At 65.3% G+C, this 14740-nt stretch carries 14 protein-coding genes; 7 read left to right on the top strand and 7 right to left on the bottom strand.

Annotated features, from left to right (window positions below):
* Positions 1-128: 128 nt before the first annotated feature.
* Positions 129-458, bottom strand: a complete 330-nt coding sequence (locus tag QOL15_RS03340) for a hypothetical protein (protein WP_071249526.1) — start codon at positions 456-458, stop codon at positions 129-131.
* On the opposite strand from QOL15_RS03340, the gene QOL15_RS03335 reads away from it, so the two are divergent.
* Complete coding sequence (locus tag QOL15_RS03335; RefSeq protein ID WP_171898738.1) at positions 457-612, top strand: hypothetical protein; 156 nt, start codon at positions 457-459, stop codon at positions 610-612. The genes QOL15_RS03340 and QOL15_RS03335 overlap by 2 nt on opposite strands.
* On the opposite strand, the gene QOL15_RS03330 is transcribed toward QOL15_RS03335, so the two are convergent.
* Entirely contained in the window at positions 596-922 is a 327-nt protein-coding gene (locus tag QOL15_RS03330; protein ID WP_071249524.1) for a hypothetical protein, read from the bottom strand. The two genes, QOL15_RS03335 and QOL15_RS03330, sit on opposite strands and share 17 nt — an antisense overlap.
* A gap of 271 nt (positions 923-1193) precedes the next feature.
* On the opposite strand from QOL15_RS03330, the gene QOL15_RS03325 reads away from it, so the two are divergent.
* Positions 1194-2057, top strand: a complete 864-nt coding sequence (locus QOL15_RS03325; RefSeq protein ID WP_139197613.1) for a VanZ family protein — start codon at positions 1194-1196, stop codon at positions 2055-2057.
* A 400-nt stretch (positions 2058-2457) separates the two neighbouring features.
* Here QOL15_RS03325 and QOL15_RS03320 read toward each other — a convergent pair whose 3' ends face one another.
* The 4 genes from QOL15_RS03320 to gmd all read right to left on the bottom strand — a co-directional run bounded on the left by QOL15_RS03320 (position 2458) and on the right by gmd (position 7274).
* Positions 2458-3012, bottom strand: coding sequence for a hypothetical protein (locus QOL15_RS03320; protein WP_065961359.1), 555 nt, complete (start codon positions 3010-3012; stop codon positions 2458-2460).
* A gap of 404 nt (positions 3013-3416) precedes the next feature.
* The gene (locus tag QOL15_RS03315; RefSeq protein WP_071249522.1) at positions 3417-5237 is read right to left on the bottom strand and encodes a DUF4012 domain-containing protein; all 1821 of its coding nucleotides are present in this window, start codon (positions 5235-5237) and stop codon (positions 3417-3419) included.
* 37 nt (positions 5238-5274) lie between these two features.
* Positions 5275-6246, bottom strand: a complete 972-nt coding sequence (locus tag QOL15_RS03310) for a GDP-L-fucose synthase (RefSeq protein ID WP_071249520.1) — start codon at positions 6244-6246, stop codon at positions 5275-5277.
* On the bottom strand, positions 6246-7274 hold the full coding sequence (gmd, locus tag QOL15_RS03305; RefSeq protein ID WP_071249518.1) for a GDP-mannose 4,6-dehydratase: 1029 nt from the start codon (positions 7272-7274) through the stop codon (positions 6246-6248). The genes QOL15_RS03310 and gmd overlap by 1 nt, the downstream gene beginning before the upstream one ends.
* 303 nt (positions 7275-7577) lie before the next feature.
* Between gmd and QOL15_RS03300 the strand changes: the two genes are divergently transcribed.
* The 5 genes from QOL15_RS03300 to QOL15_RS03280 all read left to right on the top strand — a co-directional run bounded on the left by QOL15_RS03300 (position 7578) and on the right by QOL15_RS03280 (position 13553).
* Positions 7578-8408 (top strand): glycosyltransferase family 2 protein, encoded by an 831-nt coding sequence (locus tag QOL15_RS03300; RefSeq protein ID WP_175473882.1) that lies wholly within the window; start codon positions 7578-7580, stop codon positions 8406-8408.
* Positions 8375-9724, top strand: coding sequence for a hypothetical protein (locus tag QOL15_RS03295; RefSeq protein WP_071249516.1), 1350 nt, complete (start codon positions 8375-8377; stop codon positions 9722-9724). The genes QOL15_RS03300 and QOL15_RS03295 overlap by 34 nt, the downstream gene beginning before the upstream one ends.
* 52 nt (positions 9725-9776) lie before the next feature.
* Positions 9777-10796: a glycosyltransferase gene (locus QOL15_RS03290; protein WP_139197612.1), complete on the top strand. Its 1020-nt coding sequence runs from the start codon at positions 9777-9779 to the stop codon at positions 10794-10796.
* Positions 10797-10891: 95 nt separating this feature from the next.
* Positions 10892-11974: a glycosyltransferase family 4 protein gene (locus QOL15_RS03285; protein ID WP_175473881.1), complete on the top strand. Its 1083-nt coding sequence runs from the start codon at positions 10892-10894 to the stop codon at positions 11972-11974.
* Between the two features lie 94 nt (positions 11975-12068).
* A complete protein-coding gene (locus QOL15_RS03280; protein ID WP_083394153.1) occupies positions 12069-13553 on the top strand; it encodes an oligosaccharide flippase family protein in 1485 nt (494 codons plus the stop codon).
* 49 nt (positions 13554-13602) lie between these two features.
* Here the strand turns inward: QOL15_RS03280 and QOL15_RS03275 are convergent, their stop codons facing one another.
* Entirely contained in the window at positions 13603-14700 is a 1098-nt protein-coding gene (locus QOL15_RS03275) for an acyltransferase (RefSeq protein ID WP_083394152.1), read from the bottom strand.
* Between the last annotated feature and the right edge of the window lie 40 nt (positions 14701-14740).

Genomic DNA, 14740 nt, shown 5'->3' with positions numbered 1-14740 from the left:
CGCCGCCGCACCGCGACGGCACGCTGACCCGGACGGGACGCAGAACGCCGGAGGGCCGGGGACACGTGATCGTGTCCCCGGCCCTCCGGCGTTGCGTCAGCTGATCACCGGGTCAGCAGTCCAGTGGTTCAGACGAGCGTGCGTCGCACGTCGGGCAGCAGCTCGTGGAGCCGCTCGGCCAGACGGTCCTGGGCTTCGTCGAGCGACCGGAAGTCGCCGACGTACTGCCCGTAGGTGTCCGACACGAAGAAGTGCGCACCCTGCTGGTCCACCACTCCCCCGTAGTAGCCGCCGTAGTTCGCGGCCCACAGGCCACTGTCGGCCTCCGACCACACGACGTGCGCGCGGCTCGGAGCGTCCGCGGAGACGACACCGGCGGCGATGCCGGTGATGACCTCGATGGTCGCCGTGTCCACGGTCATCGCGGACTGCTCGCGGTCGGCGACGATCGTGCTCATGGTGCTGCTCCTGCGGTTCGGGGTGTGGCTGGTGGTACGGGTGGTGCGGGCACTGCTGGTGGTGCTGGCACTGCTGGTGGAGATGAGGGTGCTCCTGTCGCGTCCGCCGGGTGGCGGACCGGGATGGTCGCTCGGCATCAGAGCGGGCGGATGACCGCCGGCAGCATCACGTGGAGCTGGTCGGCGAGCTTGGTCTGGGCCTCTTCGAGGGTCGCGAACTCACCCACGACGAGCCCGAAGGTGTCGGAGGCGACGTAGCGGCCGTCGCGCTTGTCGACGCTGCCGCCGAAGTAGCCGCCGTACGTGGCGATCCACTCGCCCTGGTCTTCCTGGGTCCACGTGGTCTTGGCACGGGAGGCGCGGCCGGCGTGCTCGGCTTCTGCCTCGAGGATCGCGATGATGTCGACGGTCTCCGTGTCGAGGGTGACCTCAGCGCGGGTGTCGGTGGTGACGGTGGTGCTCATGTCGCTCTCCTTCGCGATCCGGGGTACATCTGCTGACACCTGAAACCTACGAGACCGACCCCGTCCGACGCCAGCGAGGCCCGCCGATTCACGGTTCGCACCAATGCGGCCCGGGGGACAGCCCCGGATTCCCGGGCTTCGCGTGCCCCGAAGCGGGGTACAGCAGGAAAACGGGGTACTCGTTCCGCGGATGAACCATCCGGAGGTCGGCTCGCGCGGTCGTGGGGTCGCCGCGACGGCCGGGAGGCGCGGCACAGTACGGTCGGGTCCCGTGACCACTGCGCGGAGGACGACACTCGTGCGGATCGTGCTGTGCGCGGCCGTCGCGCTCGTGGTCGCCCTCCTCCTCGTGCCCGGTGTGTCGGAGACGCTGCGGGCCGTCGCCGCGCACGCGGCGGGCGCGCTCCGCGCGCTCGGACACGGCACCCTGGCCGTCGACGAGCGGTTCGCGCTCGCGATGGCGGTGACCGCGGTGACCGCCCCGCTGCCGCTGCTGCTGGCGGGGGCGAGCCGCGCCTCCCGGCCGGATCGGGTGCGGCAGCGCGCGGTCGTGAGCGGTCTGCTCGTCCTGGTGCTGGCGGTGCTCGCGGCGGCGCACGCCGACGCGCGGGTCGACCGCTTCCGGTCCGTCCTGGTCGCGGGGCTCGTGGGCGTCGCGGTCGGTGCGCTCCTCGACGCGGCCGTGCACGCGCGCGAGCGGGCCGCGCACGCCTCGGTGCGCAGCAAGCGCGTCGCCTGGACGCTGGCTGCCGGCTACGCGGTCGTGGTGGTCCTGGTGGCGACGGCGGGCTCCCCCGTCGACGGCGGCATCCAGCCGTGGCTGACGCGGGCGATCGCGGCCGGACACCGGCTCGGGGCGCCGCCCTGGCTCGGGTACGACGCCGTCGAGTTCACCGCGAACGTGGTCTTCTTCGCGCCGTTCGGGTTCCTGGCCGTGCTGCTGTTGGGTGCCCGGCGCTGGTGGGTGGGCATGGTCGGCGGCTTCGTCGTGAGCGTGTGCATCGAGACCGTGCAGGCGCTGTTCCTGCCGGCCCGGTTCGCGTCGGTCGACGACGTGCTCGCGAACACGTCGGGCGCGGTGCTCGGGGTGCTGGCCGGGATCGTGGTGCTGGGGCGGGTGCGGGACCGGTCGTGACCGGCGGCGCGACCGGTCGTGGTCGCGTGCCCGTCGTGGCCCCGTGTTGCGGGGTGCATCCTGCTGAGGCCGTTCGCAGCCCTGTCCGGCATCGGCACCGGCGGCTGGAGATGTGCTCGGAGCGCACCTGTCGGAAACACACGTGATCTACCGTCAGCGCATGGCCCGACCCGAACGCCGCCCGTACCGACCGCCCTCGATGTTCCCGTGGTGGCTGTGGATCGCCGCGCCGCTGGCGGTGGTCGCCGTCGTGGCGATCGCGTTGGTGGTCGCCTGATCGATCGCGAGCGCCGGACGCGCCGTCTCGGTTCACCGCAGCCAGGCGGACGTCGCGACTCCGGACGAAAGGGAAGGACCCCCGGCACCGAGGTGCTGGGGGTCCTTCTCAGTGGAGCGAGGCTCAGACGGTCTCGCGCTGGCGACGGACCGACTTGCGGACGACCAGCAGGCCACCACCGAGGACGATGGCGCCACCGGCTGCCCAGAGGCCGAGGGTGGAGATGGTGCCACCGGTGAAGGCGAGCTGACCGGGGGTGCCGGAGTTGCCGTTGGCGGCGACCGAGGTCGCGCCGGCCGGGACGATGGTGAAGTTGGCGAAGCCGGTGACACCCGAGGTCGCACCGGTGGCGGTGAGGTTGTAGGTGCCCGAGCCGCCGGCCGGGAAGGTGACGCGCACGGTGAGCGAGCCGTCGGCGTTCGCCGTGTAGTCGCGCGAGGTGGTCGCGACGGGCAGGGCACCGAGGGTGACGTTGCCGGCACCGGTGACCTGGACGCGGACGGCCTCGTTGTTCTGGAACGCACCCTTGGTGAACGCGACTGTGGCGGTGCCACCGGCGGTGTAGGAACCCGAGACGGACACGTCGGAGTCCGGCGTGTAGCCGGCAGCGTTGGCCGCGGTCGGGACGGCGATGAACGCTGCGCCCGCGAGGACGGCAGCGGCGATGAGCTTCTTCATGAAGTGGTTCCCCTAGTGATCTGATCCTTCAGACCCTGACACCCAGAGCCCGTGCACCGCTCGCAAGCCACGTGGTGAACGCACTTGCTATGGCGAAGTTCCCTCAATCTAGCGGGAATCCTCAGGTTGTTGCCACCAGATCCGAAAGTTTCTCGCCCCGTTACGGGGAGGAAACCCCGCCAGGCACGCCCTGACAGCAGGAGTCCCAGCGGATTGAAGAGGAAACCCCCGGTCAGGAGGCTCTTCGACGATGCTGATCGTCCGCTGGCTGGCGAGCTTCCGTCCGTCGCAAGTACTCAGATTCCGCAGGCACCCCCCGTTTTGGGGACGGCGTCGACTGCGTTCTGCGGAGCAACACGCCGGGACTTCGCCGACCGACGACCGGCGGAGTCCTATGGTTCGCGCTAGCCCTGCGGGACCGGCGTGGCGCAGTCGAAGCGCAGCGGCAGCGTCTTCGCCTGCTGGATGCCCGGCGTGGACAGCACCTCGGTGCCTGCCTTCGCGTCCTGCACCTCGCCGAGGAACGCGACCCGGAAGGTCGCGCTCTCGCCCGGCGCCAGGACCGTCCGGAGCTGTGCGACCGGGTGGCCGTCGTCGATGGCGGTCTGCACGCCGACCGCCTTGCCGTCCTGCGAGGCACCGAGGAAGATCGCGTTCTTCGGCGCGTAGACCGCGATGAGCGTCTTGATCTTGCCGGGCTCGGTCCCGAAGGCGCCGCCGCCAGTGACGTACTTCGGCAGGCTCGTCGCCGCGTCGGCCGGGGCCGTGTTCGTGATGGTGACCTCGACCGCCGAGGTCGGCAGTCCGTCCTTCCGGCAGACCGACGATCCGACCGAGACCGTCTTCTGCAGGTAGTAGTCCATCTTCGACCCGGTGCCGTCGTTCAGGTAGACGCCGAACTGGCGGGTGTCCCGCGACGCCGTCGGCAGCTCGCCGGCCATCGCCGTCCCCCCGATGAGGCGCTCCTCGCCGCTGTCGGCACTCCACAGTCGCAGCCGGTCCTCGCCCGACGCCTTCGTCAGCGCGGCGATGAACTGCTTCGCGTCGAACCCCCCGCTCGAGATCTTCTGGAACACCGAGCTCGCAGCGGAGGCGAAGAACGCGTCCTGCACGGCCGGGTTCGGGTACCGGACGTACACGCCGTTCAGCAGCAGCGACACGGCGTTGTCCGAGTTCAACGTGTCGCCGGTCGGGAGCTGCACCGGCCCGGTGGCCTGCAACAGGTACCCGAGCGTGACGGGGTCCATGGCGAGGACACCGTCGACCTCGGTGCCGGTTTCGCGCTTCCACATCTCGCGCGCGAGCGTCGCGGACACGTCGAACCGCGGCGTGAGCGTGACGTCCTGCATGTAGCGACCCGTGATGTCGCCGTACAGGCCCTTCGTGCCGTCGTCGAGCGGCAGCACGGACTCCGGGTACGGGCCGAAGGACTGGCCCGAGCGCTGCTCCTGGAGAGAGATGCCGCCGTCCTGCACGTTGAGCAGGGCCACAGCCCCGGGGATGCCTCCCCCGGCACGGAGCTCCGCGTTGTTCTGGAAGAGCAGCAGGTACCGGCGATCACCGTCACGACCGAGCATCGCCGGGGCGAGCTGGACGACTCGGTTCGCGACGTCGACCTGGCTCGACACGGACAGCAACGCATTCCGCAGCTGGTTCACTGCCGACGTGACCGGCGACAGCGTCCCGCTGACGTCGATCGCGTCGGCGTCCTGCTTCGCCCTGTCGATCGTCGTCGCCGCCTGCTGCACCGGTGCCTGGGCACGCACGAGGGGCTCGAGGTCGACCTTGCCGTCCTTCGGCGCGAACGAGTCGGTGCCGACCTCACCGACGACGCCGGAGACCGGCTTGATCGCGCCGGTCGCGATGTCGTCCACGATCACGGAGACCTGCCGCACGGCTCGGAGGTTCGTGCCGAAGAACGGCACGTACTGCGACGCGCCCCAGACCGGGTCCCCCGTGAGCGATCGCGCCGCGGCAGCCTCGTCCTGCAGGCTCGTGGCGGTCTTCTGCGCGCCGTCGGTGTCACCGCTGCTCAACTGCGAGCGGAGGGTCCCGACGTCGGCGACTGCACGTTCGAGGTGCCCCTTCGCGAGCACCCCGCGCACCCCCACCCAGGCGACGGCGAGGATCAGCAGGAGGACGACGGCCAGGACGATCCACAGCACGGTCCGGGCCCTGTTCCCCCGGGGTGCAGCAGCGCGTCGCGACTCGGGCTGGTCGGACATGGGCTCGATACTACGGGTTCCTCATGTCCGATCAGGGTCACTGACGGATCGAGTCGGCGTGCGCGTGGAACCAGTCGATCGTGCTCCGCAGGCCGTCCTCGAGCCCGATCTGCGCCGTCCAGCCGGCCTCAGCCAGCTTCGACACGTCGAGCAGCTTCTGGGGTGTGCCGTCGGGCTTCGACGTGTCCCACACCGTCTCGCCCGCGAACCCGACGACCTTCGCGATCGTCTCGGCGATCTCGCGGATCGTGACATCGGAGCCGGTGCCGACGTTCACCTGGTCGGGGCCGTCGTAGTGCTCGATGAGGTGGAAGACCGCAGCGGCCATGTCGTCGACGTGCAGGAACTCGCGCCGCGGCGTCCCCGTGCCCCAGTTCTCGACCGTGTCGACGCCGTTCTTCACCGCCTCGTCGTACCGGCGGATCAGCGCGGGCAGGACGTGCGACCCCGTCGGCGAGAAGTTGTCGCCGGGCCCGTAGAGGTTCGTCGGCATCGCGGAGATCCACGGCAGACCGTGCTGACGACGTACCGCCTGCACCTGGAGGATGCCGGCGATCTTCGCGATCGCGTACGCGTCGTTGGTCGGCTCGAGGTGCCCGGTCAACAGGGCGTCCTCGTGGATCGGCTGATCGGCCATCTTCGGGTAGATGCACGAGGACCCGAGGAAGACGAGCCGCTCGACGCCGTGCTCGACCGCGGCGTCCATGACGTTGACCTGGATCTGCAGGTTCTCGCTGAGGAAGTCGTGCGGGTACGTGTTGTTCGCCAGGATGCCCCCGACCTTCGCCGCGGCGAGGACGACGTGCTTCGGCCGCTCGCGCGCGAAGAAGTCGAAGACGGCCCCACGGTCCTTCAGGTCGAGTTCCGACGACGTCCGGCCGATCACGTCGGTGAACCCCTCGGCCTCGAGCTTGCGGGTCACCGCCGAGCCGACGAGTCCGCGGTGTCCGGCGACGTAGACCCGGTCAGACCGGTCGAGGGGGCCAGGGGTGAACGTGGTCTCGGGCATCAGGACTCCCAGCTCGCGAGCTTCACGGTGTCGATCCACGGGCGCCCCTCGTGCTCGAGCGCCTCGATGTCGGCGTCGACCATGATGCGGGCGAGTTCGGCCGTGTCGACCGTCGCCTCCCACCCGAGCTTCTCCTTGGCCTTCGAGGCGTCACCGACCAGGGCGTCGACCTCACTCGGACGCAGGTACCGCTCGTCGAACCGCACGTGGTCCTCCCAGTTCAGACCGGCGTGCGAGAACGCGGTCGACAGGAAGTCCTTGACGGTGAAGTTGCCCCCGGTCGCGAGCACGAAGTCGTCGGGCTCGTCGACCTGCAGCATCCGCCACATGCCCTCGACGTACTCCGCGGCGTACCCCCAGTCGCGGACGGAGTCGAGGTTGCCGAGGTAGACGTGGTCCTCGAGCCCGGCCTTGATGCGTGCGACGGCACGGGTGATCTTGCGGGTCACGAACGTCTCGCCGCGGCGCGGGGACTCGTGGTTGAACAGGATGCCGTTGACCGCGAACATGCCGTAGGCCTCGCGGTAGTTCCGGGTCACCCAGTAGCTGTAGACCTTCGCGGCGCCGTACGGCGAGCGCGGCCAGAACGGCGTCTCCTCGTGCTGCGGCGGCGGGGTCGCGCCGAACATCTCGGACGACGACGCCTGGTAGAACCGCGTGTGGATGCCCGACATGCGGACCGCCTCGAGCATGCGCATCGAGCCCACACCGGTGACGTCACCGGTGTGCTCGGGCTCGTCGAACGAGACCCGCACGTGCGACTGGGCGGCGAGGTTGTAGACCTCGTCCGGCTTCAGCTCTCCGAGCAGGCTCACCAGTCGTGCACCGTCACCGAGGTCGCCGTAGTGCAGGAACAGCTTGGCGTCGGGGTTGTGCGGGTCGACGTACAGGTGGTCGATCCGCGAGGTGTTGAACGTGGACGCGCGACGGATGACCCCGTGCACCTCGTACCCCTTGCGGAGGAGCAGCTCGGCCAGGTACGAGCCGTCTTGCCCGGTGATGCCTGTGATGAGTGCGCGCTTGGTCAATCGGTCCCCGCTTCAGTCGTGCCGACAACGGAAGTCCCGCCGCTTGGCCTGGCACCCACGATCATATCGATCCCTCAGCTTCCACCAAGCGGCGCTCCCGCTCACACCAACCCGCTCGTCGATCCTGGGACGCCTCCCGTTGAACAGCGAACCTTTCCGCGCCCTGCACTACCCCAGTCGCGTACATCTGTGACACGATCACCAAAGAATCTGAGGCGGCTTCGGCTCGCAGGGGCGATCGGGACGAGCGTCGTTTGCCTTGGCCCAACCCGATCACGAAAGCGCCGACGTAGGTTTGGACCATTGAAACTCTACATACTCATCGCATGCCACAACCGCCTGGAGCTCACCACTCGCGCGTTGCAGCAAGTGCAAGACGCCGCCGGGGACGCCGCGATGGATGTTCGGATCGTGGTGTTCGACGACGGCTCCACTGATGGAACTGCCGCAGCTATCCGATCGATGCAAGGACCGATCACCCTGCTGGAGGGCGACGGCTCTGCGTTCTGGGCCCGCAGCATGCACGAGGCTGAGAAGCACGTTCTTGAACGGGCGGCTGCGGAGGACTCCGACTTCCTTCTGTGGCTGAACGACGATGTCGACCTCGACCGAGCCAGCTTCCAAGCCATGCTGCGCGACGCAAGGCACGACCGGGTAACTGTCGGTGCCACTCTCGATCCGACGAACGGCTCGGTGACCTACTCGGGTCTACGGCGCTCAGGTATACACCCCCTCAACTTTGAACGCATCGATCCGACTGATCAGTCTGGAACGGTCGACACCTTCAACGGAAACTGCGTCCTAGTTCCCGTCGGACTTGCCCGCAAAATTGGCGGTATAGACGGACGCTTCTCCCACGGGCTAGCAGACATTGACTACGGGCTCCGATGCAGCCGACTCGACATCCCTGTCGTGCTCGCTCCACGCCCTATCGGCCGATGCGCGAGAAACCCCGCCCCCGCGAGGCAGTCAGCCTGGCATGACTGGCAATCCTTCCGGGGTGCGAAGGGCGGCGGAAATTTCCACTCACTGCGACTGATTCTATCGAAATCACACCCCTGGACTTGGTTCCTGCCCGTAGCGGCGTCGTACGCATCCTGGTGGGCAAGGCGAGCGAAGTCGGCACTGCGATGACGACTGCCGCTCTCGCACTAGCTGCCATCCTCGCACTCGCGCTATTCGGACTCGCCTTTCACTTCACCTCGCGATCCCCGGGCATTGTGGTTGCTTCCATCGTGGTCATCGTGTCGATCACATGGGAGGTGCCAAACCTTCCCCCCTTAGCTGATCTCGCAGGCTTCCAGATCTACTACCTCGACTTGCTGATGCTAACGTTGGCCGTCATCATGGGGGCCCGCTTGAACCAGATGCTCAAGAACGTCGGTATCGGTGCGTGGGCCTGGCTCATGCTCGGCCTTGTCATGCTTGCCGCCTACGTCCGAGGCGCTACCCAGCTCGGGATTCCTGAAGCAACCAACGAGTTCCGAGCGTATTTCTACCCATTCGCCGCCATCGGGTGGGCGCTGAGTCTCCCGTGGACCCCAGAGTTGACCTTCAGACTTGTACGTAGGCTCTCCCTGATCCTCGGTTGGGCACTTTCGCTTGTCGCCTTCATCCACATAGCGCGTTATGGCCTCGGAACCACGACCGAATTTGTCTCCGTCAACGCCGAGACCGAACAGACTTCGCGAGCACTTGTAGCCGGGCAGGCTTTGATGCTGCTCATGTGCCTCATCACGTGCTTGCACTTCTGGAAGGAAGAAGGACGCCGAACACATATCTGGAGCGCCCTGGTATTCGCCGTCGTAATTGTTCTTGCACAGGAAAGAACCGTCTGGGTAGCTGCATTGGGAGCGGCCGTCGCAGTTGGACTCGCTGGAAGCGCTGAGGTCAGGAAGCGGACTTTCGCGATCGTGGCCGTCGCGGCGGTCGTCGGGACAGTCGCCGTCGCATCCGGCGCCCTCGCACCGCTCGTGAACACGCTGGTGGGCGCGGCTCAGAACCTCAACACCTACGACGCTCGCACTGAGGGCTGGTTGAACTTGATCAAGGGCTCGATCGACCAAGGCGCCACTTCAGTTCTCTTCGGTGAACCGTTCGGCGGGGGCTTCGGCCGCCGCCAATCCGGTACCTGGGTCACGTTTGCGCCGCACAACTGGTACGTCAGCCTGTATCTACGTGTCGGCCTCGTGGGGATGGGCTTTTTCGTGGCATGCCTCATCATCGCCGCTGTGCGGCAACTGCGTCGTCGGCCGCCGGCCGCGATGCTTGCGCTGGTGACGACTGTGATGATCTTTGGTTGGACGTATTCCTGGCCCTGGTACATCTGCCTGTTTCTCGCATGGGCAGCCGTTCCCTCCGCCGCAAGCTCGAGCACTCAGGACCATGATCCATTGAACCGGCGTGCGCGCGAGTTCACGAGAAAGGGGCTCACTCACGTTGGACGCTGAATCGCCGCGCATTCGCGTGCTTCACCTCCTCGGTTCGCTCCGTCCGAGCGGCATGGAACGAATGCTCGTCTCGGCCGCACCGCATTTCACTGCACAAGGCATCGACTCCATGGTCGTGGGACTTGGGTCAGAACATCCGTTCGCTGAAGAGCTCCGCAGAGCCGGCTACGACGTCAGCACCCTGCGCACCGATAAGAACTCGCTCCGAGCAGCTCGTCAAATAAGAGATCTCTTGGTCGAAAAACAAGTCGACGTGGTTCACATCCATCCAGAAGCAAACTACCTACGAAACGTGCTGGCGGCGCGATGGGCCATCGGGGCAAACGGATCGATCATACGAACTGTCCACAGCATCTTCCCCGCGCGTGGGAAGTGGTGGTTGAGCAGGTTCGTGCAAGCAGCGGTGGCAGATCGATTTGTCTATTGCGTTGTCGCTCCTTCTCCGGACGTACAAGTGTATGAGCGCCGGATTGGACGGGCGACAACTCTGGTCATGAACTGGGTTGACGATCGAATGTTCACCTTGAGGGCGGAACGGGCAGCCCAACAGCGCTCCGTCGAACGTCGGCCAGTTGGCCTGCTGCTGGGGAACTGTGGCCAAGTAAAAAATCACAGCCAAGCTATCTCAGCGTCACTCGCCGCAGGACACGACCTTATTCACGTCGGAGATGAGCGAGACGCCGACGAGTACGAGGTCCGGCAATTGAACTCCCTCGATGCCAATGGGCAACTCCGAGCGCGCGGACCCAGCACGCCGGACCGAGCCTTGCTCGAAGCTGACTACCTAATGATTCCGAGCATTCGTGAAGGGATGTCAGTGGCGCTCGCTGAAGGCCTGACCGTTGGTTTGCCAGCAATAGTCAACGACGCACCGGGGCTCCGCTGGGCGGCGTCCATCCCCGGCGTGCAGGTGGTGAGCGGCGAAGCCCAGTGGTCGGCGGAGGTTTCTGCGATCTCCGTTGGAAGTTCCGCTGGACCCGTCGATTACGACTTCTCCGCGGCTCGCGGCGCGCGAGACTACGCACGCCTGTACCGTCGACAGTTGTTGGCCGCCGAGGGCACGGCAAGTTGAGGATCTGCGTCGTCGGTCCGTCATCCCCCCGCGAATTCGCTGGGGTGCTCGGGCGGACTCAAGATTCGATTCCGCGGGGCTTGGGCGGGACGCCGGTGAACACACTCGTTCAATCCCTGCTTGAACTTGGTCACGAGGTCGTACTCGTAACAGCGTCCGTCGATGTCGAGCGCACGTGGCGTGCTGACAACAGGTCGTTGACGGTGGTAGTGGTCCCCTACCGTTCAAGAGCTCGGCATCGAGCCCTCGACTTTTTCCGCGCCGAGCGCACGGCGCTGCGAGAGGCAATAGAGCAGGCTACTGCTGATGTCTACCATGCGCACTGGACGTACGAGTTTGCGCTCGCTTGCCTTGATGCAAGGGTTTCCCCCCTACTTGTGACCGCGCACGACGCGCCCGTCACGGTTCTGCGACGTATGCCGGACACATACCGCCTGATCCGCCTTCTCATGGCCGTATCAGTACGATTGCGAGCAAGTCACCTTTCTTTCGTTACGCCCTATCTAGCAAAACGCTGGCAGCGGGAAATGCGTTACCGACGGCCCACAAGTGTCATCACGAACCCGACACCGGCCCTAGCCTCACCAACGGGTCGGCGATCACCGAACCTCACCATACTCGACGTCGCCAATGGGTCACGCCTCAAGAACGTCAAAGCCCTGCTGCGGGCCTTTAAGCTCATCAAGGTCTCGGCGCCCTGTTCGCAGCTGCGTCTCGTCGGGCCGGGCCTGGAGCCCGACGGGAAGCTTGCCGGATGGGCCGGAGATCAAGGGCTTTCCGACGGCGTACATTTCTTAGGGGAGCTCAATCGAGAAGACCTGGCCGTCGAGTACCAACATGCCACGATCTTCTGCCATCCTTCCCTCGAGGAGTCGCACGGTATCGCCCTCCTGGAAGCCATTCATTTCGGCCTACCTGTGGTCGCTGGGGTCGAAGCCGGGGCCGTCGGATGGACCCTCTTCGACGGCGAGGCCGGTGTTCTCGTAGATGTCAATGACCCACGCGAGCTCGCGAAAGCGATCCTGGCTCTCGATCAGGATCAGGAAGCAAGCGCGGAGTTGGTTCAACGTGCGAGGCTTCTTGCCCAAGAACGATATGCACCCCAGGCAGTAGCCGCGCGCTACATCGAAGAATATAACGCACTATCAGCATCTTCCGAGATCCCTTCTCGCGGATAGCTCGCACGATAACATCTTTGCGGAGAAAATCGACGCGTGCTGACCCCGACACGAAGGCGATGCGCCCCGAGCAGTATGGGAATGGAGACCAAGTTTGTCCACGTTTGCTTTAGCATCTCGGGGCGCAGGCTTACTTCTCGTCACGCAAGCCGTGATCGGTGGAGGGCAATTCTTGTATTCGGCCGCAACCGCTCGCCTGTTCAGTCCCGCCGAGTTCGGGTCTTTTGTCGCAGTACTCGGCTTACAGGGGCTTCTCATCCTTGCTACGACCACCGGCCTGCCGTCGCTTGTTCTCCATCGCCCAAGCCTCTCGCGATCCGACCTCCGCTGGTTGCGCCTGTACGCCCTGATCGGTGGCGTTCTAGCAGCCGCTGCTTTTGTGTTGGCTTGGAAAGCCTGGGCCACGCTACTCAATGCGTCGTATGCCTTCGAATTCGTGCCGCTCCTCACAGCTTCCTTGCTGGTGTTCCCGATTGCGAGCGTTGAGTCGGCTCTCTTACGGCGGGAAGGACGGGCAACCGCGGACGCGATCTCCCTCTTGGCTGCCTTCGTGGTACCAGCGGTCGTGGCAATCTCAGGGGCACTGCTCTACCACGAACCGTGGGCGCTCGCTCTGGTCCCCGTGGTGAACGCACTCACACTGGGCACGATTGCATTTGTAGCGCGTACTAAGCGATATACGCGCTCGACATCAACCGCGCACCGAGAGTTCTTGCAATTCACTTGGAACGTCAGTCGACAGAACATCGTTTTCTACCTGATTGCGCAGCTTCCGGGTTGGACCCTCAGCGCTACGAGCGGGGCACGTACGTTGGGTGCGTTCAACCGAGCCACCTCCCTAACCCAGTCACTCAGCAACCCTCTGACCGTCGCTTTGAACCGGGCAACGCAGCCTCACTGGCGCCGGCTCAGTGACAAGCCCGTGAACATCCAGGGGGCGATGTTGGACTCGACCTCGCTCTCCTGCGCGGCATCGTTCACCCTTTTTGCGGTGGTCGCTGCCCTCGGAACGCGGCTGGCACCCATCTGGCTCGGACCTGGTTGGGACCAGGTCGGCATCCTCGTCCCAGGGCTAGCGATCGCTGCTGCGCTCCAAGTGCCGTTCAGCCTTCTCGCAGCGAGCCTCGAGATGAGGGGGATGTTCGCGCACGTGCGCCGTGGGCAGATCGGTCTGGCAACCGGTACCTCGCTGACACTACTGGCGCTGTTTCTATTCCACGACCCTATCTGGGCCTCTCTCGGGCTCGCCTTTGCTCAAGCCCTCGGACTGATCGCGCTTGTTCGAACGATCGCCGGCGGGAGAAACCGCTACCTGGCTGCACTTCTGAGGCGAATCCTCATGCAATTGCTTTGGTCATGCGTAATCGGACTGTCGGCCTTTGCAGGTGCTGCCGTGGCAACCACCTTGAAGTGGGACTTGATCTCCGATGCGGCCTTGACTCAATGCCTCGCGGGTGCCACCGCTGCGCTCTTCACGGTTATCATACTGTTGCGATGGCACCCCGTTCTGCCGGTACTGCACAGGCGAGGAGTGCGCTTGCCGAGAATTTTGGTGCGGGAAACCCGTCGATCGCGCTAATTGACCTGGATACCCGGACGGCCTTCGGGACGCACGGTGCTTTCCGCCATCACGCGCGGCGGGAGCGCAATATCGAGGGCTGCTCGATCCATATGTACGAAAGATGAGCGACACCGATCGCCGCTGCCATTCCACCTGCAGCCATGATCGGCACTTCAAGCCCGTTCGGCAGACCGAGCCGGCCAATGAACGCCCATCCAAGCAGAAGCACGGGGAAGTGCAGAGCGTAGAGGCTGTAGGAACGCGCGCCGAGCCAGACGATAGGACGCCAAGTCGGCACGTTCCAGTTCGAGTGTCGCGTCCGGATCAGCGCGAGGATCAATGCAGCGAAGCCGAGCGCCCAAAGCAGTTCCTCTGCCTTCGGCGGGATCGTCGGCCTACAAAGCCCCACCAGAAGGAAGATCGCGGCCACGGTGAACAAAGCGCTGCGGGGCGCGACCCATCGTCTTCCAACATGTGCCAGGATCGCACCCAGCCCGAACAACTCGATCAGAGAGAAGAATTGAAAGTTCAGCACCTGGTTACCAAGCCAGACAGCTACCACCAGAGCCAACACTGCGCCGTAGACGGAAATCTTCGAACGCAGGACGAAGATGAGCGGGAACAACAGGTACAACTGCACCTCCACCGCTATCGACCACAGTGGTGGGCTCACCTGGTAGATCCAAGCCGGATTGATGTTATGGATGAGCACGAGGTGAGCAAGCAAGCCGTCTGGCGTGATCGGAGCGAAGGTGGTCAGACTCTCCGAGGGTTCGAGGAGAACGTCGCCTGCTCCGATCACCACCAGCAGCCCTAACGCGAGCGCAAGGTAGTAAACGGGCAGAATGCGCCACAGCCGTCGCTTGAAGTAGCTGGTCAGCGCGGTCGCACCTCTACCGGCATCTCTGCGGCTCTCTTCGCTCCAATAGAGCGCGAACCCGCTGAGCATGATGAAGAGCCATACCATCGGGCGCCCGAAGAGCCACGGCCAAACAAGAAGCTGATCCGGGCTAGCTGACCAGATGGGTGTTGTTGTGTGGTCGGGAGGTACCATCCCAATGGAGTGCCCAACCGCCACCACGAAAGCCGCGATGCCCCGAAGGCCATCGATGAAGATCAGTCGCGGCGGGTAGGGCTGGCGCCGAGCATTGCCGTCGGCTCTCATGGTCGAATTTCGGTCTCGCACGCTGCCCGATCTCCCAAGG

Origin of the sequence: Curtobacterium sp. MCBA15_012, assembly GCF_001864935.2 — a bacterium.
Taxonomy (GTDB): domain Bacteria; phylum Actinomycetota; class Actinomycetes; order Actinomycetales; family Microbacteriaceae; genus Curtobacterium.
The sequence above is the reverse complement of the archived record's forward strand: the minus strand, read 5'-3'. Positions and strand labels throughout refer to the sequence as shown.